Raw genomic sequence first — 21,016 nt, forward strand, 5'->3', positions numbered from 1 at the left:
TATGAAGAATATACGAAATTTCTCTATCATTGCCCACATTGACCACGGTAAGTCCACACTCTCTGACCGTATCATCCAGATTTGCGGTGGCCTGTCCGATCGCGAAATGGCAGCCCAGGTGCTTGACTCCATGGACCTGGAGCGCGAGCGCGGTATCACTATCAAAGCACAGAGTGTGACCCTGGATTACAAAGCCTCCGACGGGGAGACATACCAGCTTAACTTTATCGACACCCCGGGCCACGTTGACTTCTCTTATGAAGTGTCCCGCTCTCTGGCGGCCTGCGAAGGGGCGCTGCTGGTGGTGGATGCCGGCCAGGGTGTAGAAGCCCAGACCGTGGCGAACTGCTATACCGCCATTGAGATGGATCTGGAAGTGGTGCCGGTACTCAATAAAATCGACCTGCCTGCTGCCGATCCGGAGCGGGTGAGCGAAGAGATTGAAGATATCGTCGGGATCGACGCCACCGATGCGGTGCGCTGCTCGGCGAAAACCGGCATTGGCGTGCAGGATGTGCTTGAGCGCCTGGTGCGCGACATCCCGCCGCCGGAAGGGGATCCGGACGCACCGCTGCAGGCGCTGATTATTGACTCCTGGTTTGATAACTACCTCGGGGTTGTCTCTCTGGTGCGAATCAAAAACGGCACGCTGCGCAAAGGTGACAAAATCAAAGTGATGAGCACCGGGCAGGTGTATAACGCCGATCGCCTGGGGATCTTCACTCCGAAACAGATAGACCGGGATGTGCTGAACTGCGGCGAAGTTGGCTGGCTGGTGTGTGCGATTAAAGACATCCTCGGGGCCCCGGTGGGGGATACGCTGACCCTGTCCCGCAACCCGGCACAAAGCCCGCTGCCCGGCTTTAAGAAAGTTAAACCTCAGGTTTATGCGGGCCTGTTCCCGGTCAGCTCTGATGACTACGAAGGCTTTCGCGACGCACTGGGCAAACTGAGCCTTAACGACGCCTCGCTGTTCTACGAGCCGGAGAGCTCCTCTGCGCTGGGCTTTGGCTTCCGCTGTGGCTTCCTTGGCCTGCTGCATATGGAAATCATCCAGGAGCGCCTGGAGCGCGAATATGATCTGGATCTTATCACCACTGCGCCAACGGTAATTTACGAAGTGGCGACCACGGCCGGGGAGGTGATTTACGTTGACAGCCCGTCTAAGTTACCTGCGGTAAACAATATTGCGGAATTACGCGAGCCGATTGCCGAGTGCCATATGCTGCTGCCTCAGGAGTTTCTGGGCAACGTTATCACCCTGTGTATCGAGAAGCGTGGCGTGCAGACCAATATGGTGTACCACGGTAACCAGGTCGCGCTGACCTACGAGATCCCCATGGCGGAAGTGGTGCTCGACTTCTTCGACCGGCTGAAGTCCACCTCCCGTGGTTATGCGTCGCTGGATTATAACTTCAAGCGTTTCCAGGCCTCTAAAATGGTGCGCGTGGATATTCTGATCAACGGTGAGCGGGTCGATGCGCTGGCTCTGATCACCCACAGCGATAACGCACCGTATCGCGGGCGCGAGCTGGTTGAGAAGATGAAAGAGCTTATCCCGCGCCAGATGTTTGATATTGCCATTCAGGCGGCTATCGGCACCCATGTGATTGCGCGCTCCACAGTGAAACAGCTGCGTAAAAACGTACTGGCCAAATGTTACGGCGGCGATATCAGCCGTAAGAAAAAGCTGCTGCAGAAGCAGAAAGAGGGTAAGAAACGCATGAAACAGGTGGGCAACGTTGAGCTGCCGCAGGAAGCGTTCCTGGCCATTCTGCACGTCGGTAAAGACGGTAAATAACTAAAGGAATCGTTATGGCTAATATGTTTGCCCTTATCCTGGTCATTGCCACCCTGGTCACCGGGGTGCTGTGGTGCCTGGATAAATTTGTCTTCGCGGCAAAGCGTCGTGAAAAACGCGCCGCCGCGCAGGCAGCAGCCGGGAACAGCCTGGACAAAGCCGCACTGGCCAGAGTGGGGGCGAAACCTGGCTTGCTGGAGACGACCGCATCGGTCTTTCCGGTGCTGGCGGTGGTGCTGATTGTCCGCTCATTTATTTTTGAGCCCTTTCAGATCCCCTCCGGCTCCATGATGCCGACCCTGCTCATTGGCGATTTCATTCTGGTTGAGAAATATGCCTACGGCATTAAAGATCCGGTCTACCAGAAAACCCTTATCGAAACGGGCCACCCTGAGCGCGGGGATATCGCGGTATTTAAATACCCCGGTGATCCGCAGCTGGACTACATCAAGCGGGTGGTGGGGCTGCCTGGCGATCGGGTGAGCTACGATCCCATCGCCAAAGAAGTGACCGTTGAGCCGAATTGCAGCTCAGGCCAGGCCTGTGATGACCCACTGCCGATCACCTACTCAAATATTGAACCCAGTGTATTTGAACAAGTGATCCCGAGTTATTACAACGCGGAAGCCGCCAGCGGTTTCTACCAGGTGCCCCTGGACCAGAGCATGGACGGTGCCGAGCGTATGCAGCAGCGTAGCGAAACGCTGGGCAAGGTGGCGCATCAGATCCTGATTCTGCCCATTGCCAGCGACCGCGTCTCTGAGTATTACCACAATACGCACACCTGGATTGTGCCGCCGGGACACTATTTTATGATGGGTGATAACCGCGACAACAGCGCCGACAGCCGCTACTGGGGCTTTGTGCCTGAGCAAAATCTGGTCGGTAAAGCGGTGGCTATCTGGATGAGCTTTGAAAAACAGCAGGGTGAATGGCCAACCGGTGTGCGTTTAAACCGTATTGGCGGAATTCATTAATAAATTATCCCTAATCACTAACGACATCCCCTGTCGTTGTGTATAGAATATTTCCCCGAGTTTTGGCTGGCTCCCGTAAGGGAGCCACAGCACACGAAACAGTGTTGAATCATCGGAGCCTGTCAGGTCTGTTCCGTGTGCTGAATTTTTGACGCATTCACATATTGGTATCGCATGAACCCCATAGTAATTAACCGTCTCCAGCGTAAGCTGGGCTACACTTTTCAACATCAGGATTTGTTGCAACAGGCATTGACCCACCGTAGCGCCAGCAGCAAACATAATGAACGACTGGAGTTTCTGGGTGACTCCATTCTCAGCTTCGTGATTGCCAATGCGCTGTATCACCGCTTCCCGCGTGTGGACGAGGGCGATATGAGCCGGATGCGCGCCACGCTGGTTCGCGGTAACACGCTGGCAGAAATTGCCCGCGAGTTCGAACTGGGTGAATGCCTGCGCCTGGGGCCTGGCGAGCTGAAAAGCGGCGGGTTCCGCCGTGAGTCAATTCTGGCCGATACCGTAGAGGCGCTGATTGGCGGGATCTTCCTGGATAGCGATATCCAGAACATTGAGCGGCTGATCCTCACCTGGTATCAGACCCGTCTTGACGAGATCAGCCCGGGCGATAAGCAAAAAGATCCGAAAACCCGCCTGCAGGAGTATCTGCAGGGCAGACACCTGCCGCTGCCGTCCTATCTGGTTGTTCAGGTTCGCGGTGAGGCCCATGATCAAGAATTTACTATCCATTGTCAGGTAAGTGGCCTGAGTGAACCTGTTATTGGTATAGGTTCCAGCCGCCGTAAAGCGGAGCAGGCAGCCGCTGAAATGGCGCTGAAAAAGCTGGAGCTGGAATGAGTGAAGAGAAGAGTTACTGTGGATTTGTGGCGATTGTCGGGCGACCGAACGTCGGGAAATCCACCCTGCTGAACCAGCTACTGGGGCAGAAGATATCCATTACCTCGCGCAAGGCGCAGACCACCCGGCACCGGATTGTGGGCATCCACACGGAAGGGCCTTACCAGGCCATTTATGTGGATACCCCGGGGCTGCACATGGAAGAAAAGCGCGCCATCAACCGCCTGATGAACCGCGCCGCCAGCAGCTCGATTGGCGATGTTGAGCTGGTTATCTTCGTGGTGGAAGGCACCCGCTGGACCGCCGATGACGAAATGGTGCTCAACAAACTGCGTGACGGCAAAGCCCCGGTAATTCTGGCGGTCAACAAAGTGGATAACATCCAGGAAAAAGCCGACCTGCTGCCGCACCTGCAGTTCCTGGGCAGCCAGATGAACTTCCTGGATATTGTGCCCATGTCCGCAGAGACCGGGCTGAATGTTGATACTATCGCCGGAATTGTGCGCAAGCACCTGCCGGAGGCGATTCACCACTTCCCGGAAGACTACATTACGGACCGCTCCCAGCGCTTTATGGCCTCCGAAATTATCCGCGAAAAGCTGATGCGTTTCCTCGGGGCGGAGCTGCCCTATTCGGTGACCGTGGAAATTGAACGCTTCGTGAGCAATGAGCGCGGCGGTTACGATATTAACGGTCTGATTCTGGTTGAGCGTGAAGGCCAGAAAAAGATGGTTATCGGCAACAAAGGCTCGAAGATCAAAACCATCGGTATTGAAGCCCGCCGGGATATGGAAGAGATGTTCGAAGCTAAAGTTCACCTTGAGCTGTGGGTGAAAGTGAAATCTGGCTGGGCGGATGACGAACGTGCGCTGCGCAGCCTGGGCTACGGCGAAGATCTGTAACAGGGCTCCCTGATGGAAGGCTGGCAGCGGGCATTTGTACTGCATAGTCGCCCCTGGAGCGAAACCAGCCTGCTGCTCGATCTGTTCAGCGAAACCTCAGGGCGCGTGCGCCTGGTTGCTAAAGGCGCGCGGGCCCGGCGTTCAACCCTGAAAGGCACGCTACAGCCATTTACCCCTCTGCTGGTGCGCTGGGGGGGGCGGGGTGAGGTTAAAACCCTGCGTAACGCCGAAGCCGTCTCTCTGGCATTACCGCTGAGCGGTATCCCCTTATACAGCGGTCTTTATGTGAACGAGCTCCTGTCGCGGGTTCTGGAACAAGAGATCAGCTTCTCTGAACTGTTCTTTGATTATCTTTACTGCCTGCAGGCACTGGCCGGGACCTCCGGCTCGCCTGAGCCGGCCCTGCGCCGCTTTGAGCTGGCGCTGCTGGGCCACCTTGGCTACGGGGTGGATTTTCTGCACTGTGCCGGTAGCGGTGAAGAGGTTGCCGATACCATGACCTACCGCTACCGGGAAGAGAAAGGCTTTATTGCCAGCCTGGTGGTGGATAACCGCAGCTTTACCGGCCGCCAGTTGCGCGCCCTGTATGCCCGGGAGTTCCCGGACCAGGAGACACTGCGGGCCGCCAAACGCTTTACCCGCATCGCCCTGAAGCCCTACCTGGGGGGGAAACCGCTGAAAAGCCGCGAGCTCTTCCGCCAGTTTATTCCGCGTAAAAGCCTGCCGCCCGCCGGGGAAGGGGAACAGTAATACACGAATTTCTCTGCCGTACAGGCAGTTTTTTCCGTAGCGGTGTAAACTGCTGTCACTTTGTTTTCTGACCGAGGAATATCATGGCTGGTTTACTTTTAGGGGTTAATATCGATCATATCGCGACCCTGCGTAATGCGCGCGGCACGGCATACCCGGATCCGGTGCAGGCAGCGTTTATTGCCGAGCAGGCCGGGGCAGACGGTATCACTGTTCATCTGCGTGAAGACCGCCGCCATATCACCGATCGCGACGTGCGCATTCTGCGCCAGACCCTGCACACCCGCATGAACCTGGAAATGGCGGTGACCGATGAAATGGTCGCCATTGCCTGTGAAACCCGGCCGCATTTTTGCTGCCTGGTACCGGAAAAACGCCAGGAAGTCACCACCGAAGGCGGGCTGGATGTGGCCGGCCAGCTGGAGAAAATGCACGCCGCCTGCCAGAAACTGGCTGCGGCCGGTATCCAGGTGTCACTGTTTATTGATCCGCAAGAGCAGCAAATCGATGCGGCCGTTGCCGTGGGGGCGCCCTATATTGAGCTGCACACCGGCTGCTACGCCGATGCCCCCGACGAGGCGACCCAGCGTGCCGAGCTGGCGCGCATTGCTCACGCCGCCCGCTATGCGGTCAGCAAGGGGCTGAAAGTGAATGCCGGTCACGGCCTGAACTACCATAACGTGCAGGCCATTGCCGCACTGCCTGAGATGCACGAGCTGAATATCGGCCACGCTATCATTGGCCGGGCGGTGATGTCCGGGCTGAAAGAGGCGGTAGCAGAAATGAAACGCCTGATGCTGGAAGGCCGCGGCTAATGGCTATCCTTGGCCTTGGCACGGACATTGTTGAAATCGCCCGCATTGAGGCCGTTGTTGCCCGTTCCGGTGAGCGTCTTGCCCGCCGGATCCTCAGCGACAACGAATGGCTACAGTATCAGCAACACCAGCAGCCGGTCCGCTTTCTGGCAAAACGCTTTGCGGTAAAAGAAGCCGCGGCGAAAGCGCTGGGAACCGGTATCCGCAACGGTCTGGCGTTTAACCAGTTTGAAGTGGGTAACAATCCGTTAGGAAAGCCGGAGCTATTTTTTCACGGTGTGGCCCGGCAAATGGCGGACCAGCTGGGGGTTGCCTCAGTACATGTGACCCTGGCAGATGAGCGGCACTACGCCTGCGCCACGGTGATTATTGAAGGGTAGCTTTGGGGATCAGATTTTATCTGCATGGTGCAGCTGAACAAACTTATCCCACAGCTGCTCTTCGCTCTCGGTATGCGCGGGATCCTTAATAATCGTATTCGGGATAGGGCAGACCTTCTGGCAGGTTGGCGTCTCATAGTGGCCGATGCACTCCGTGCAGCGCGCACTGTTTATCTCATAAATCGCATCCCCCATGGAAATCGCTTCATTCGGGCACTCGGGCTCGCACATATCGCAATTAATACATTTTTTGGTAATCAGTAGTGCCATGGGGGTATCTCGGTAAAGCGGAACAGGGGCGGCATTATACGCGCCTTTTGCCCCCGGAGCACCCCCCAGGTCGCCTGTGCGGTTCAGGTCAGCTTTTTCATCAGGGCTTCGCTCTGGCGAATGCGCTCCGGCGCATGTTCAAGATCCTGCTGGATCAACGCCATAAAGAGCAGATCTGTCAGCATCATCTGCGCGCTGGTTGACGAGATAGCCGCGCTGCGCGTGGCCTGCTCTTCGGCAATGGTGTACAGGCAGTGGCTGGCCCGCTGCTGCAAAGCATTGGGGTGAAAACCGGTTAACGCCAGGATCTGTGCCCCTGCGCGCCGGGCTTCATCGGCGGCGAGGTTTATCTCCCGCCGCTCACCGCTGTAGGAGATAGCCAGCAGCACATCGCTGGTGCTCATCGCCTGCACGGTTGCCAGCAGGGCGTGCATATCCTGCTCCGCCACGGCGTTAAAACCAATTTTCATGAGTTTCCATGAGAAGTTCTTAGCCACCAGCCCGGAAGCCCCGATCCCGACCAGCAAAATGCGCCGGGCGTTACGCAGCATCGCCACACTGTGCAGCAGTTTATCCTCACTATTAACATCCAGGGTGGCGCGCATAGCGGCCAGATTCTCTTTGATGAGCTTCTCACCCACCATGCGCAGCGGGTCGTCGCCCAGAATCGCATTATGCACGGATACCGACTGGGGCGACGGGGTGCTGGCCAGCGCTTCGCTTAGGGCGATTTTCAGCATCGGGTAGCCTTTGTAGCCCAGCTTCTGGGAAAACTTCACCACGCTGGACTGGCTGACCCCGGCGGCAGCGGCCAGCTGCTGGGAGCTCATATGGAGTGCCTGGGCCGGATTATCCAGAATGTATTTCGCCAGTTTGCGGTCGCTCTGGGCCAGTGAGGGATAGCGCTGGCGGATGCGTGTCAGGCAGTTCATCTCATTCTCCGGAAATTAAGTAATGTGATCCTGATGGCTGGCTGGCGCAAATGTTCTCGCCATAACTAATTTTATATTCCATCATACGTCCTGATTATGAATTAAATATTCAAAGGTGCAAAATGAATCTCGGCTCACTGATCTCTGAAACCCGTAACCCAGACACAATGGATCTCGACGCGCTGCCCACCCTGGCGCTGGTGGAGCGCTTTAACCAGCAGGACGCGCTGGTTGCTGAAGCGGTAAAAGCCACCCTGCCGGATGTTGCCCGTGCGGTGGATGCTGCGGCCCTGGCCCTGAAGCAGGGCGGGCGCCTGATTTATATGGGGGCCGGTACCAGCGGGCGCCTGGGCGTGCTGGATGCCTCTGAATGCCCGCCCACTTTCGGGGTGCCGCACGGCCTGGTTATCGGGCTGATTGCCGGAGGCCCGGGGGCGATGCTCAAAGCGGTTGAAGGGGCGGAAGATAGCGAAGCGCTCGGGGAGCAGGACTTACGGGATTTGCAGCTCAGCGACCGGGATCTGGTGGTGGGGCTGGCGGCATCCGGGCGCACGCCTTATGTGGCAGGCGGCCTGAAATTTGCCCGCGCGACCGGCTGCACCACGGTGGCCGTCTCCTGTAATCCGGACTCGGTCATCGCCCGGCTGGCAGACATTGCGATTTCTCCGCTGGTCGGCCCCGAAGCGCTGACCGGATCCACCCGGATGAAAAGCGGCACCGCCCAGAAGCTGGTACTGAACATGATCTCCACCGGGGCGATGGTGAAGTGCGGCAAGGTGTACCAGAACCTGATGGTGGATATGCAGGCCACCAACGTGAAGCTGGTGGATCGCGCCTGCCGTATGGTGGTTGAGGCCACCGGAGTGAGCCGCGAAGAGGCGGAAAACGCGCTGAAGCAGACCAGCTTCGCTGTGAAACCCGCCATTCTGATGGTGTTAACCGGGCTGGATGCCGATGCGGCGCGCGCGCGTCTGGCACAGCATGATGGCTTCCTGCGCGCGGCAATCACGGGGTAAAGGAGCAGGGCATGGGGAAAAACACAACGCTTGCGGGCGATATTCTGCGGGGCGTGGGCGGCAGCGCTAATATTCGCCGCCTGGAAAATTGCATGACCCGGGTGCGGGTAGAGCTGGCGGACGAATCACAGCTGGATGTGGCGCAGCTCAGGGCGTTGCCCGGCATCAGCGGTTATGTTAAACAGGGCGAACAGCACCAGTTTATTGTCGGCCCGGGTAAAGCGGCAAAAGTGGTGGATGATATGCGCGCGCTGGTCGCAAAAGCGCCCCCTTCCGGGGCCGTACCGGATGCAGAACAGGTCCGCACCGCCGCGAAGGCCCGCTATAAAGCGCCGCTGAGTGACGGGCTGCGTAAGCTGGCGAATGTGTTTATCCCGCTTATCCCGGCGTTTATTGCCTCGGGCTTAATTACCGGTATTGTGAATCTGCTGAGCCGGCCGGATGTGGTGGGGGATTTCGCGACCGCCTACCCGAACGCGCTCGGGCTGCTGGGGATTTTTGGCAGCGCCGTCTTCGCCATTATGAATATCCTGGTCGGGGTGAATACCGCCAAAGTGTTTGGCGGCTCCCTGGCTATGGGGGGTGTGATGGCGGGCATTTTATCCAGCCCGCAGCTGGCTTCGGTTACCCTGTTTGGTGAAGCGCTCCAGCCCGGGCGCGGCGGGGTCATTGCCGTGCTGCTGGTGGTGGCGCTGATGTGCTATATCGAGCAGTGGCTGCGCCGGGTGCTGCCGGAATCACTGGAGCTTATCCTTAACCCGTTGCTGACCACGCTTATCACCGCATCACTGGCGATTGTGGTATTACAACCGCTGGGGGGCTGGATTTCGGACGCCATCGCCCATGGGGCGAACCTGGCTATTGATCAGGGCGGGGCGGTCATGGGGGCGGTGCTGTCGGCGGTTTTCCTGCCTCTGGTACTGACGGGGCTGCATCAGGGGCTGGTGCCTATCCACGTGGAGCTGGTTCAGGCCCACGGTATGAACCCGCTGTTGCCGATCCTCGCCATGGCCGGTGTGGGGCAGATTGGCGCGGCGCTGGCGGTGCTGGTCAAAACCCGCAATGCCCGGTTGAAAACCGTGATTAAAGGCGCGCTGCCGGTCGGGCTGCTGGGAATTGGCGAGCCGCTGATTTTTGGCGTGACCTTACCGCTGGGCAAGCCGTTTATTGCCGCCTGCCTTGGCGGGGCGGTCGGGGGCGCGCTGGTGTGTTACTGGAAGGTGGCCACGGTGATTACTTTCGGGCTTTCCGGGCTGCCCCTGGCGCTGACCATGATAGCCGGGAAAGTTATCCCCTATCTGCTGGGGTATCTGGCCGCGGTGATTGCCGGGTTTATTTTTACATGGGGTCTGGGGTTTACCGATCCGCAGGAGTAGCCGTTGACACAACAGACACGACGCGTGGTTTTTTTTGATCTGGATGGCACCTTACATCGCCAGGATATGCTGGGCGCATTTATCTGGTGGCTGCTGCGGCGCTCACCCCTGAACGGGGTGCTGGTTCTGCTGCTGTTACCGGTGGTGATAGCGGGCCTGCTGATCCGCGGGGTGTCTGCCCGCTGGCCGATCAGCCTGCTGCTGTGGGCCACAACAGCAGGCCACAGCGAGGCGTGGCTTAACGCCCGCCAGGCGGCATTTATTGCCTGGTTTCGGGCGCGGGTTGTTGTCTTCCCGGCGGTAGAGCAGCGCCTGAACCAGTACCTGTCCAGTGCCGATGTGGATGTCTGGCTGATTACCGGCTCCCCGGAGTCGCTGGTCAGAGGGGTATACCAGGATGCCCCCTGGCTGGCGCAGGTGAATATCATCACCAGCCAGATGTCCCGCTATAATGGCGGCTGGATCCTGCCGCTGCGCTGTTTTGGTCAGGTGAAGGTGGCTGAGCTGGCCCGGCGGATCGGCGCGCCGCTGCGCCTGTACAGCGGCTACAGCGACAGCGACCACGATAATCCGTTACTGGCCTGCTGTGAGCACTGCTGGCGGGTAACACCCGGCGGCGAATTAAAACAGACGAAATAACCCCTGCTACTATTTTACCGGGCCGGGTATATAATGCGCGGCCCCGTAAGTCTTATCTGCCGAGAGTAATCAACGTGACAACACCAGCCCTGACCCATGAATACTGGATGAACTATGCCCTTACCCTGGCCCGCCGCGCCTGGGATGAAGGCGAAGTCCCGGTCGGGGCGGTGCTGGTTTACGACAACCGGGTCATTGGCGAAGGCTGGAACCGGTCAATAGGTAAACACGACCCGACAGCCCACGCGGAAATTATGGCACTGCGCCAGGGGGGCATGGTGCAGCAAAACTACCGCCTGCTGGATACAACCCTCTATGTGACCCTGGAGCCGTGCGTAATGTGCGCCGGGGCGATGATCCACAGCCGCATCGGGACACTGGTGTTCGGCGCCCGGGATGCCAAAACCGGTGCCGTGGGATCACAGATGGATATTCTGAACCACCCGGGAATGAACCATCAGGTGCAGATTATTGAGGGTGTGCTGGCGCCGCAGTGTTCCGCGCTGCTGAGTGATTTTTTCCGAATGCGACGTAAGGAGAAAAAAGCACTGAAAATAGCGAGCCGCGATCCTCACCCAGCAGCTCCTCAGCGTTGACGACCGGATAACTTCCGGCCAGTTGCCGGCTGGCGGCGGCTTTCTTCTGGCGCTCCTGCAGGTAGCCCACCAGGCTCTGGTGATACTTACGGATATTTTCCACATAGGCATAGGCTTCGTGGCCCCGGGCATACCCGTATGTGGTCTTGCTGTACCACTTTTTCTGGCTCAGTAATGGCAGGCGGTTTTTGACATCGGCCCAGCTGTCCGGGTTGCCTTTCTGTTTTGCCGTCAGGGCTCTGGCGTCCAGCATATGGGCATAGCCCATGTTATAGGCGGCCAGGGCGAACCAGATACGCTCACCTTCCGGGACGGTTTCCGGCACTTTGCTTATCATCTCCTGTAAATACTGCGCGCCGCCGCGAATGCTTTGTTCTGCATCCAGCCGGTCAGAAACGCCAAGGCTCTGGGCCGTATTACGGGTCAGCATCATCAGCCCGCGCACCCCGGTGGGGGAGGAGGCCTGCGCATCCCAGTGGGACTCCTGGTACGACACGGCAGCCAGCATGTGCCAGTCAAAATGGGCGGCATATTTTTCAAACAGGGGCTGCAGCTCCGGCAATACGCTGTCTACCGAGCGCAGGAAGGTGCGGGTATCCACATAATCGAACCCGCCCACATGGCCGAGGTATTTCTCTTCCAGCCGGGCGAGCACGCCGCTACCGTTAACGTTGTTAAAGAACCCGAGTAATGCCGCGCTCAGACTGTCGTCATTATCCCGGCGGCTAAACCAGGTCACGGGCTGCTCATCGGTAATGTCCATAGCCACGGCAATTTGCGGGTGAATGCGCTGGAAGATGGCAATGGCAACGGAATCGGCGATGGTGTAGTCCAGCTCGCCATCCGCCACCTGGCGCAGTAAATGGCTGCTGGCACCAGCGGAGAGGACCTGCCAGCTCAGCGCGGGATAGCGGGTGGCTTTCAGGTGCTCCAGCTGGCTGATGGCGGAGGTACCGGGGGCAACCGCCAGCTGGCCTGGCGCGATGTCTTCCAGGGTGCGGGGGCGCTTATTACCAACCCGGTACACCACCTGCTGGGATACAGAGTAAAACGCCGGGCCCGGGCGATACGACTGGCTGCGTTCGTGGTTATAGACCAGCCCCGCCGCCAGCAGATCTGCCCGGTCGCTGTCCAGATCGTCGAACACCTGTGAAATATTGTCGCGCACGGTGACGCGCAGCTTCACCCCCAGCCAGGCGGCAAAGCGGCGGGCCAGTTCATAGTCCAGCCCGCCGGTTTCGCCACTGGCCTGGCGGGACCAGGTCAGCGGGGTACTGACGGTGCTGATGCGTAACTCCCCCCGGGACTGGATAGCGGCAATCCGGTTATCGTCCGGGCTCATCCAGGAGACAGCAGGCCAGAGCGCCAGCGCCAGCAGCGCCGCGACAATAGCGGTCAGCAGATAATTAACTTTCAGTTTTTTCACTTAATGTCATCTCTGTCTGGCAAATTACGGGGAGGAAGAGCCGTGTCTACTGCACTACAGGGGAACGAATCAGGTGGCAAAGCGTACCTGTCATGGGGAAATCAGCAATGCTGATAACCGCCAAATCAGCGGTGCGTTGACCAAACTTGTATTTTGCCAGCCCGGGGAATCACGTGGGTACTGGCCTGAATGGCCGGCATTTTGCTTAATTTTGCGACATCTGGCAACTGTCTGGCGCAATGAGTGCACAGATAGCTTAACGTGCGGGGGCGGTTTTATTTCTACGCAAACGGTTTCGTCGCGGCGCGGTATTCTCTATAATGGCGCTCGTTTTCCCCCTTGCGCCCTGAAGACGAGAGATCTGATGATGGAAATTCTGCGTGGTTCGCCCGCTTTGTCTGCCTTCCGTATTAATAAGCTGCTGGCCGGTTTTCAGGCGGCCAGCCTTCCGGTAAACGCGATTTATGCGGAGTATGTTCACTTTGCCGGGCTGGATGGTGCCCTGACACAGGAAGAGCACACCCGGCTCCAGCGGCTGCTGAAATATGGCCCGAGCCTGGCCGAACACACACCGGCCGGAAAACTGATTCTGGTCACCCCCCGTCCGGGTACTATCTCCCCCTGGTCTTCTAAAGCGACGGATATCGCCCACAACTGCGGCCTGGTGCAGATCCAGCGTCTTGAGCGCGGCGTTGCCTGGTATGTGGATGCCCCGCAACTGACCGACGGGCAGTGGCAGCAGGTGAGTGCGATGCTGCATGACCGGATGATGGAAACCGTATTTAGCGACATGGCCCAGGCAGAGCAGCTGTTCCGCCACCGGGAGCCTGCGCCGGTGCAGAGTGTGGATATTCAGGGAGAGGGGCGCCAGGCACTGGTTGAGGCAAACCTGCGCCTGGGGCTGGCGCTGGCGGATGATGAAATCGACTACCTGCTGGATGCCTTTACCACCCTGGGCCGCAACCCTAACGATATTGAGCTGTATATGTTCGCCCAGGCGAACTCTGAACACTGCCGGCATAAAATCTTTAACGCCGACTGGGTGATCGACGGCCAGCAACAGCCTAAGTCGCTGTTCAAAATGATTAAGAATACGTTTGAGAAAACACCGGACCACGTGTTGTCTGCCTATAAAGACAACGCCGCGGTGATGGAAGGCTCAGACGTTGGCCGCTTCTTTGCCAGCCACGACGGGCAGCACTATGACTACCACCAGGAAGCGGCGCATATCCTGATGAAAGTCGAAACCCACAACCACCCGACCGCCATATCACCGTGGCCGGGGGCGGCGACCGGTTCCGGCGGCGAAATCCGTGACGAAGGCGCCACCGGCCGCGGGGCGAAGCCGAAAGCCGGGCTGGTGGGCTTCTCCGTGTCTAACCTGCGGATCCCGGGCTTTGAGCAGCCCTGGGAAGAGGACTTCGGAAAGCCGGATCGCATTGTGTCCGCACTGGACATCATGACGGAAGGCCCGCTGGGGGGCGCTGCGTTTAACAACGAATTTGGCCGCCCGGCACTGACCGGCTATTTCCGTACCTATGAAGAGCGGGTGGATAGCCATAACGGCCACGAGCTGCGCGGTTATCACAAGCCAATTATGCTGGCGGGTGGTATCGGCAATATCCGGGCAGAGCACGTACAGAAAGGCGAGATCCCGGCCGGTGCAAAACTGATTGTGCTGGGTGGCCCGGCGATGAATATCGGCCTGGGTGGCGGTGCCGCCTCGTCGATGGCGTCCGGCCAGTCTGATGCGGATCTGGATTTTGCCTCCGTACAGCGGGATAACCCGGAAATGGAGCGCCGTTGCCAGGAGGTGATTGACCGCTGCTGGCAGCTGGGTGAAGCCAACCCGATTCTGTTTATCCACGACGTGGGAGCAGGCGGTTTGTCGAACGCGATGCCTGAACTGGTCAGCGATGGCGGGCGCGGCGGGCGTTTTGAACTGCGCGATATTCTCAGCGACGAGCCGGGAATGAGCCCCCTGGAAGTGTGGTGTAACGAATCACAAGAGCGCTATGTGCTGGCCGTAGCACCAGAGCAGCTGGCGCTGTTTGACGCCCTGTGCCGCCGGGAGCGCGCCCCTTATGCGGTGATCGGTGAAGCCACCGAAGCACAGCACCTGACCCTTAACGACAGCTACTTCAATAACCAGCCCATTGATATGCCGCTGGATGTGTTGCTGGGCAAAACACCGAAAATGACCCGCGACGTGACGCGCCTGCAGGCCAAAGGGCAGCCGCTTGATCGTGCAGATATTACGCTCAAAGACGCCGTAAACCGGGTGCTGCATTTACCGGCGGTGGCGGAAAAAACCTTCCTGATAACCATTGGCGATCGCAGCGTGACCGGGATGGTGGCGCGGGATCAGATGGTCGGGCCCTGGCAGATCCCGGTGGCAGACTGCGCGGTAACCACCGCAAGCCTGGACAGCTACTACGGTGAGGCGATGGCCATTGGCGAGCGCGCACCGGTTGCGCTGCTTGATTTCGCCGCCTCTGCGCGCCTGGCGGTGGGGGAAGCGTTAACCAACATCGCCGCCACCCGGATTGGCGATATTAAGCAGATTAAGCTGTCGGCAAACTGGATGGCGGCAGCCGGACACCCGGGGGAAGATGCCGGGCTCTATGAGGCGGTTAAGGCCATCGGTGAGGAGCTGTGCCCGCAACTGGGGCTGACTATCCCGGTGGGCAAAGACTCTATGTCGATGAAAACCCGCTGGCAGCAGGGCGAAGAGCAGCGCGAGATGACCTCGCCCCTGTCGCTGGTTATCTCTGCCTTTGCCCGGGTGGAAGATGCCCGCCATACCGTGACGCCGCAGCTTTCCGTTGATGACAACGCACTGCTGCTGATTGATCTGGGCAAAGGCCACAATGGGCTGGGCGCCACCGCGCTGGCCCAGGTCTACCGCCAGTTAGGGGATAAACCCGCCGACGTGCGCGATGTGGCGCAGCTGAAAGGCTTTTACGATGCCATCCAGGCCCTGGTGGCCCAGCAGAAACTGCTGGCTTACCACGACCGTGGCGATGGCGGCCTGCTGGTGACCCTGGCGGAAATGGCTTTTGCCGGTCACTGCGCTGTTGATGTGGATATCGCAGCGCTGGGAGAGGACCATCTGGCTGCTCTGTTTAACGAAGAGCTGGGGGCCGTTATCCAGGTGGCGGCGCAGGATCAGGACGCGGTCATGAGCATTCTGCAGGCCCACGGGCTTGGCGACTGCTGCCACTGGCTGGGCCGTGCGCTGCCCGGCGACAGCTTCACCCTGCGTGCCGGTGAACAGACACTGTTTAACGAGCCGCGCAGTACGCTGCGCCTGTGGTGGGCGGAAACCACCTGGCAGATGCAGCGCCTGCGCGACAACCCGGAGTGTGCCGATCAGGAGCACGACGCGAAGAAAGACGAGCAGGATCCGGGGCTCAATGTGGTGCTGAGCTACGATATCGGGGCGGATATTGCCGCGCCGTTTATCGCCACCGGCGCACGCCCGAAAGTTGCCGTCCTGCGCGAGCAGGGGGTGAACTCTCATGTGGAGATGGCGGCGGCGTTCCACCGGGCCGGTTTTGACGCAATCGACGTCCATATGAGTGATTTGCTGGCCGGTCAGCGCGGGCTGGCGGAGTTCCAGGCGCTGGTTGCCTGTGGCGGCTTCTCCTACGGGGATGTGCTGGGTGCCGGTGAAGGGTGGGCGAAGTCTATTCTGTTTAACTCACGGGTACGCGATGAGTTTGCGGCCTTCTTCAGCCGCCCGCAGACGCTGGCCCTCGGGGTATGTAATGGCTGCCAGATGATGTCTAACCTGCGGGAGCTTATCCCGGGCAGTGAGCTGTGGCCGCGCTTTGTGCGTAATACCTCCGACCGTTTTGAAGCCCGCTTCAGCCTGGTGGAAGTGGCGGCAAGCCCGTCCCTGCTGTTACAGGGGATGGAAGGCTCACGGATGCCGATCGCCGTTTCTCACGGGGAAGGGCGGGTCGAAGTGCGCGACGCCGCGCATCTGGCGGCGCTGGAAAGCCAGGGGCTGGTGGCGCTGCGCTATATGGATAACCACGGCCAGGCGACCGAACGCTACCCGGCCAACCCGAACGGCTCGCCAAACGGTATTACGGCGGTCACATCTCAGGGCGGCAGGGTAACGATTATGATGCCGCACCCGGAGCGGGTATTCCGCACTGTGAGTAACTCCTGGCACCCGGCGCAGTGGGGCGAGGATAGCCCGTGGATGCGCATCTTCCGCAACGCCCGTAAACAACTGGGCTGACCGGTAACCTGAGCAGGCGCGCCGTGGTGTGCCTGCTCAGGGGATGGCCGGTGTCTGGCAGTGACGACAGTCCGTCATATGAATGTCTCCATATGGCGACACTTAACCCCATGAAATAGCGTGAGTTATATTTTTATGAGTGTAGTTGTCTCTGTATGGCGACAGTTTCCCGCCCGCGCTATCCGCACTGGCTGAGTAATGCATTTAAAAACAGAGAGTTAAAAAACTGGCACGCAATGTGCTATATCCTGAACAGTGGCTCATTCACCCAATTATGTCAGCCCCGGATCTTCCGGCTGTTGCTACATAAAACACCGAATGACGCACTCAAAGGTGCCTGCCGTCCAGCTTCTGATAAGCGATTTATCAGCCATCGGGCGAAACGTTGAGTAAGGCACCGCCTGTTTCCACAATAAAGGCAGCGCCCGGGCGCTGCCTTTATTGTTTCTGTATTGTTTCTGCGCTTTTCTCTTCCCGGTCACTCAGTTAGCATCGTCCTGTCTGAATTGCTGAGGCTCCGATGTTGAAACGCTGGTCGCTCTTCCCCCGTTCGTTACGCCAGATGGTGATGATGGCGTTCATCCTGGTGCTGGCCCCTTTACTGGTGCTGGCCTGGCAGGCATGGCAAAGCCTGAATACCCTGAGCGATCAGGCGGCCCGGACCAACCGGATGACCCTGGTCGAGGCCCGGCGTAGTGAGGCCATGACCAACGCGGCACTGGAAATGGAGCGCAGCTACCGCCAGTTCTGTGTGCTGGATGACGCGACCTTTGCCAAAGTCTACCAGGATCAGCGCCGCCGCTACGGGCAGATGCTGGATGCCCAGGCGGGCATGCTGCCCGATAACCGCATCTGGCAGACGCTGCGTGACAACCTGGATAATCTGGCGGAGCTGAAGTGTGTTAACAGCGGGCCCACGGCTGCCGCCTCCGCCCAGCTGGAGCAGTTTGCCGCCACCAACGTGCAAATGGTCCAGGCGATGCGGGCGGTGGTGTACTCACACGGCCAGCAGCTACAGCAGGCGATTGCCCAACGCGGGCAATTTTTTGGCTGGCAGGCGCTGGTACTGTTTCTGATAACCCTCGGCCTGATGATGCTGTTTACCCGGATGATCACCGGCCCGGTTAAGGCCATTGAGTCGATGATTAACCGGCTGGGGGAGGGGGAGTCCCTGGGGCAGAATATCCATTTTAAAGGGCCCAGAGAGCTGAGATCGGTAGGGAAGCGTATTATCTGGCTGGGGGAGCGCCTGGCCTGGCTCGAATCCCAGCGCCACCAGTTTTTACGCCATATTTCCCATGAGCTGAAAACCCCGCTGGCCAGCATGCGTGAAGGCACCGAGCTGCTGCTGGACCAGGTGGTGGGGCCACTGACGCTGGAACAAAAAGAGGTGGTGACGATTCTGGACGACAGCAGCCGCAATCTGCAAAAGCTGATTGAGCAACTGCTGGACTATAATCGCAAGCTGGCTAATGGGGCCGTGCAACTGGAGCCGGTGGCGTTAGCCCCCCTGGTGGAGCAGGTGATTGCCGCCAATAGCCTTCCGGCGCGGGCAAAAGCCATGCAGACCCACTGCAATCTGGCGCAACAGCCTTGTCTGGCGCAGCCGCAGCTATTACTGAGCGTGCTGGATAATCTCTACTCTAACGCGGTGCACTATGGCAGTGAATCCGGTACTATCGGCATCCGCAGTCAGGTGGTGGATAACCAGTTGCAAATCGATATAACAAACACCGGTAATCCTGTCTCTGCGGCAGAAAGAGAAATGATTTTTGAGCCTTTTTTCCAGGGAAGCCAACAACGTAAAGGGGCAGTGAAAGGAAGTGGCCTGGGGCTGAGTATTGCCCGGGACTGTGTGCGGCGTATGCACGGCACGCTCGCCCTGGTGGATGTCGATGATGCTGACGTCTGTTTCCGGATCCTGCTACCCGTTTACCTCGGGAATAAAACGAAATGATACCCATATTTACTGTTTTGTCGCGCGCTTGCCGGGCGTGGCGGCGAATGATGACCTGCGGGGCGGTGGTGATTGCGTCATCCCTGGCAGGCGGCTGTGTGCCTGACAGCGTTCACAGCGTGATTCACCCTAAAGACGAGCTACCGCAGCCCCGCCAGCAGCTGGATGACTATTTAACCGTCGGCTGTACCCGGATCTGGCAATTAGCGGAGCCTGCTTCAGAAAATAATCCGCTGTACTGGCTGCGGGCGATGGATTGCGCTCGCTCGCTCTCCCCGGCGGAGGCGCGGGTCATTGCCCACCGCCACGAAGAGCCGACCTGGCAGGAGGCATTCCGGCGGGGGATCCTGCTGGCCGATGCCCGGATCACGCCCCAGGAGCGTCAGCGCTATATGACCACCCTGGACGCCACCGCAGACAGCGTTCCCCCCCATGTGCAGCCGCTCTACCAGGTGTGGCGGGCCGGGCAGCAGTTGCAGCTGAAGCTGGTTGCCGAACGGGGGCGCTACAATAAGCTGCGCCAGACCACGGATACCGAGCTGGAAGGCATGCGCGTACAGCAAACCCATTTGCAAAGCCAGCTGGAGGCCACCACCCGGAAGCTAAAAAGCCTGACCGATATTGAGCGCCAGCTCTCTACCCGCAAACCCTCCGCAGGCTACTTGCCTGACGCCAGCCAGGTCAGCAGCGAGGGCGCCGCCGCCCCTGACAGCCACTCAGTGAAGGAGAAACAATGACCACTGCCAAATCAGCCCGTCTGCTGCTGGTAGATGATGATCCGGGGTTGCTTAAACTGCTGGGGCTGCGCCTGACCAGCGAAGGCTACCTGGTGACCACCGCCCCCAGCGGCCACGATGCCTTGCGGGCACTGGGCAGGGAGCAAATTGATCTGGTTATCAGCGATCTGCGTATGGATGAGATGGACGGCATGCAGCTTTTTAGCGAGATCCAGAAGCTGCAACCCGGCCTGCCGGTGATTATCCTCACGGCTCACGGTTCGATACCCGATGCGGTCGCCGCGACACAGCAGGGGGTGTTTGGCTTTCTGACCAAACCGGTCGATAAAGACGCCCTGTACAGCGCCATTAATGATGCGCTGGCCCATTCGGCCACCGGGGGGGATGAACAGTGGCACGGCAGTATCGTCACCCGCAGCCCGGTAATGCTGCGCCTGCTGGAGCAGGCGCGGCTGGTGGCCCAGTCGGATGTCAGCGTGCTGATTAACGGCGCCAGCGGCACCGGTAAAGAGGTGCTGGCCCGGGCCATTCATAACGCCAGCCCGCGCAGTAAAAAGCCGTTTGTGGCGATAAACTGCGGGGCGCTGCCTGAGCAGCTACTGGAGTCGGAGCTGTTTGGCCACGCCCGGGGAGCATTTACCGGGGCGGTCAGCAGCCGTGAGGGGCTGTTTCAGGCCGCCCAGGGCGGCACGCTGTTTCTGGATGAGATAGGCGATATGCCCGCCCCGCTTCAGGTTAAGCTGCTGCGGGTGCTGCAGGAGCGCAAAGTGCGCCCGCTGGGGAGCAATAACGATATCGACATTGATGTGCGGGTGATTTCGGCCACCCACCGGGATCTGCCTAAAGCCATGGCGCGCAATGAATTCCGGGAAGATCTCTACTACCGGCTCAATGTTGTCAGCCTGAAACTCCCGGCATTACAGGAGCGGGCAGAGGATATCCCGCTGCTGGCAAACTACCTGCTGCGCCAGACGGCCGATCGCAGTAAGCCCCAGGTGCGCAGCTTTTCCACCGATGCGATGAAACGGCTGATGACCGCCTCCTGGCCGGGTAATGTTCGCCAACTGGTCAACGTGATAGAGCAGTGCGTGGCGCTGACCTCAGCCCCGGTGATTAATGATGCCCTGGTCGAGCAGGCGCTGGACGGGGAAAATACCGTATTGCCCACCTTCGCTGAGGCAAGAAACCAGTTTGAACTCAATTATTTAAGAAAGATTTTACAGATAACCAAAGGGAATGTGACCCAGGCGGCGAGAATGGCCGGGCGTAACCGCACCGAGTTCTATAAACTGTTAGGGCGTCACGAACTGGATGCCAACGACTTTAAAGAGTAGT

General features: G+C 59.0%; 17 protein-coding genes and 1 pseudogene. 15 read left to right on the forward strand and 3 right to left on the reverse strand.

Going from position 1 to position 21,016, the window contains the following annotated elements; translation table 11 throughout:
- Position 1: 1 nt before the first annotated feature.
- The 7 genes from lepA to acpS all read left to right on the forward strand — a co-directional run bounded on the left by lepA (position 2) and on the right by acpS (position 6,480).
- A complete protein-coding gene (gene lepA / locus EBL_RS04755; protein WP_002441427.1) occupies positions 2-1,801 on the forward strand; it encodes a translation elongation factor 4 in 1,800 nt (599 codons plus the stop codon).
- A 14-nt stretch (positions 1,802-1,815) separates the two neighbouring features.
- Complete coding sequence (gene lepB / locus EBL_RS04760) at positions 1,816-2,778, forward strand: signal peptidase I (protein WP_002441425.1); 963 nt, start codon at positions 1,816-1,818, stop codon at positions 2,776-2,778.
- Positions 2,779-2,952: 174 nt separating this feature from the next.
- A complete protein-coding gene (gene rnc / locus EBL_RS04765) occupies positions 2,953-3,633 on the forward strand; it encodes a ribonuclease III (protein ID WP_002441423.1) in 681 nt (226 codons plus the stop codon).
- Positions 3,630-4,535 carry a GTPase Era gene (gene era, locus EBL_RS04770; RefSeq protein WP_002441421.1) on the forward strand — a complete coding sequence of 302 codons (906 nt, stop codon included), beginning with the start codon at positions 3,630-3,632 and terminating at the stop codon, positions 4,533-4,535. The genes rnc and era overlap by 4 nt, the downstream gene beginning before the upstream one ends.
- A gap of 12 nt (positions 4,536-4,547) precedes the next feature.
- Complete coding sequence (gene recO, locus EBL_RS04775; RefSeq protein ID WP_002441418.1) at positions 4,548-5,285, forward strand: DNA repair protein RecO; 738 nt, start codon at positions 4,548-4,550, stop codon at positions 5,283-5,285.
- Between the two features lie 83 nt (positions 5,286-5,368).
- Positions 5,369-6,100: a pyridoxine 5'-phosphate synthase gene (gene pdxJ, locus EBL_RS04780; RefSeq protein WP_002441416.1), complete on the forward strand. Its 732-nt coding sequence runs from the start codon at positions 5,369-5,371 to the stop codon at positions 6,098-6,100.
- Complete coding sequence (gene acpS, locus EBL_RS04785) at positions 6,100-6,480, forward strand: holo-ACP synthase (protein WP_002441414.1); 381 nt, start codon at positions 6,100-6,102, stop codon at positions 6,478-6,480. The genes pdxJ and acpS overlap by 1 nt, the downstream gene beginning before the upstream one ends.
- A gap of 9 nt (positions 6,481-6,489) precedes the next feature.
- On the opposite strand, the gene EBL_RS04790 is transcribed toward acpS, so the two are convergent.
- Together EBL_RS04790 and EBL_RS04795 are read right to left on the reverse strand one after the other, a co-directional pair.
- Positions 6,490-6,750: a YfhL family 4Fe-4S dicluster ferredoxin gene (locus EBL_RS04790; protein ID WP_002441412.1), complete on the reverse strand. Its 261-nt coding sequence runs from the start codon at positions 6,748-6,750 to the stop codon at positions 6,490-6,492.
- Positions 6,751-6,833: 83 nt separating this feature from the next.
- Complete coding sequence (locus EBL_RS04795; RefSeq protein WP_002441410.1) at positions 6,834-7,682, reverse strand: MurR/RpiR family transcriptional regulator; 849 nt, start codon at positions 7,680-7,682, stop codon at positions 6,834-6,836.
- A 122-nt stretch (positions 7,683-7,804) separates the two neighbouring features.
- Here EBL_RS04795 and murQ point away from each other — a divergent pair, with 122 nt between their 5' ends.
- The 4 genes and pseudogenes from murQ to tadA form a co-directional block, all read left to right on the forward strand.
- Complete coding sequence (gene murQ / locus EBL_RS04800) at positions 7,805-8,698, forward strand: N-acetylmuramic acid 6-phosphate etherase (protein ID WP_002441408.1); 894 nt, start codon at positions 7,805-7,807, stop codon at positions 8,696-8,698.
- Positions 8,699-8,709: 11 nt separating this feature from the next.
- Entirely contained in the window at positions 8,710-10,074 is a 1,365-nt protein-coding gene (locus EBL_RS04805; protein WP_002441406.1) for a PTS transporter subunit EIIC, read from the forward strand.
- 3 nt (positions 10,075-10,077) lie between these two features.
- Positions 10,078-10,713 carry a phosphatidylglycerophosphatase C gene (gene yfhb, locus EBL_RS04810; protein WP_002441404.1) on the forward strand — a complete coding sequence of 212 codons (636 nt, stop codon included), beginning with the start codon at positions 10,078-10,080 and terminating at the stop codon, positions 10,711-10,713.
- Positions 10,714-10,787: 74 nt separating this feature from the next.
- Positions 10,788-11,297, forward strand: a pseudogene (gene tadA / locus EBL_RS19675) (tRNA adenosine(34) deaminase TadA); the annotation flags it as partial.
- Here tadA and mltF read toward each other — a convergent pair.
- Positions 11,182-12,735, reverse strand: a complete 1,554-nt coding sequence (mltF, locus tag EBL_RS04815; protein ID WP_002441402.1) for a membrane-bound lytic murein transglycosylase MltF — start codon at positions 12,733-12,735, stop codon at positions 11,182-11,184. The pseudogene tadA and the gene mltF overlap by 116 nt on opposite strands.
- Positions 12,736-13,099: 364 nt before the next feature.
- Between mltF and purL the strand changes: the two genes are divergently transcribed.
- The 4 genes from purL to glrR all read left to right on the forward strand — a co-directional run bounded on the left by purL (position 13,100) and on the right by glrR (position 21,015).
- Positions 13,100-16,987 (forward strand): phosphoribosylformylglycinamidine synthase, encoded by a 3,888-nt coding sequence (gene purL, locus EBL_RS04820; RefSeq protein ID WP_002441401.1) that lies wholly within the window; start codon positions 13,100-13,102, stop codon positions 16,985-16,987.
- 523 nt (positions 16,988-17,510) lie between these two features.
- Entirely contained in the window at positions 17,511-18,944 is a 1,434-nt protein-coding gene (locus EBL_RS04825) for a sensor histidine kinase (RefSeq protein WP_126298291.1), read from the forward strand.
- A gap of 50 nt (positions 18,945-18,994) precedes the next feature.
- The gene (gene qseG / locus EBL_RS04830; RefSeq protein ID WP_002441396.1) at positions 18,995-19,681 is read left to right on the forward strand and encodes a two-component system QseEF-associated lipoprotein QseG; all 687 of its coding nucleotides are present in this window, start codon (positions 18,995-18,997) and stop codon (positions 19,679-19,681) included.
- Positions 19,678-21,015 carry a two-component system response regulator GlrR gene (glrR, locus tag EBL_RS04835; protein WP_002441394.1) on the forward strand — a complete coding sequence of 446 codons (1,338 nt, stop codon included), beginning with the start codon at positions 19,678-19,680 and terminating at the stop codon, positions 21,013-21,015. The genes qseG and glrR overlap by 4 nt, the downstream gene beginning before the upstream one ends.
- Position 21,016: the final 1 nt, after the last annotated feature.

The sequence above is a fragment of the Shimwellia blattae DSM 4481 = NBRC 105725 genome, from assembly GCF_000262305.1.
Taxonomy (GTDB): Bacteria; Pseudomonadota; Gammaproteobacteria; order Enterobacterales; family Enterobacteriaceae; genus Shimwellia; species Shimwellia blattae.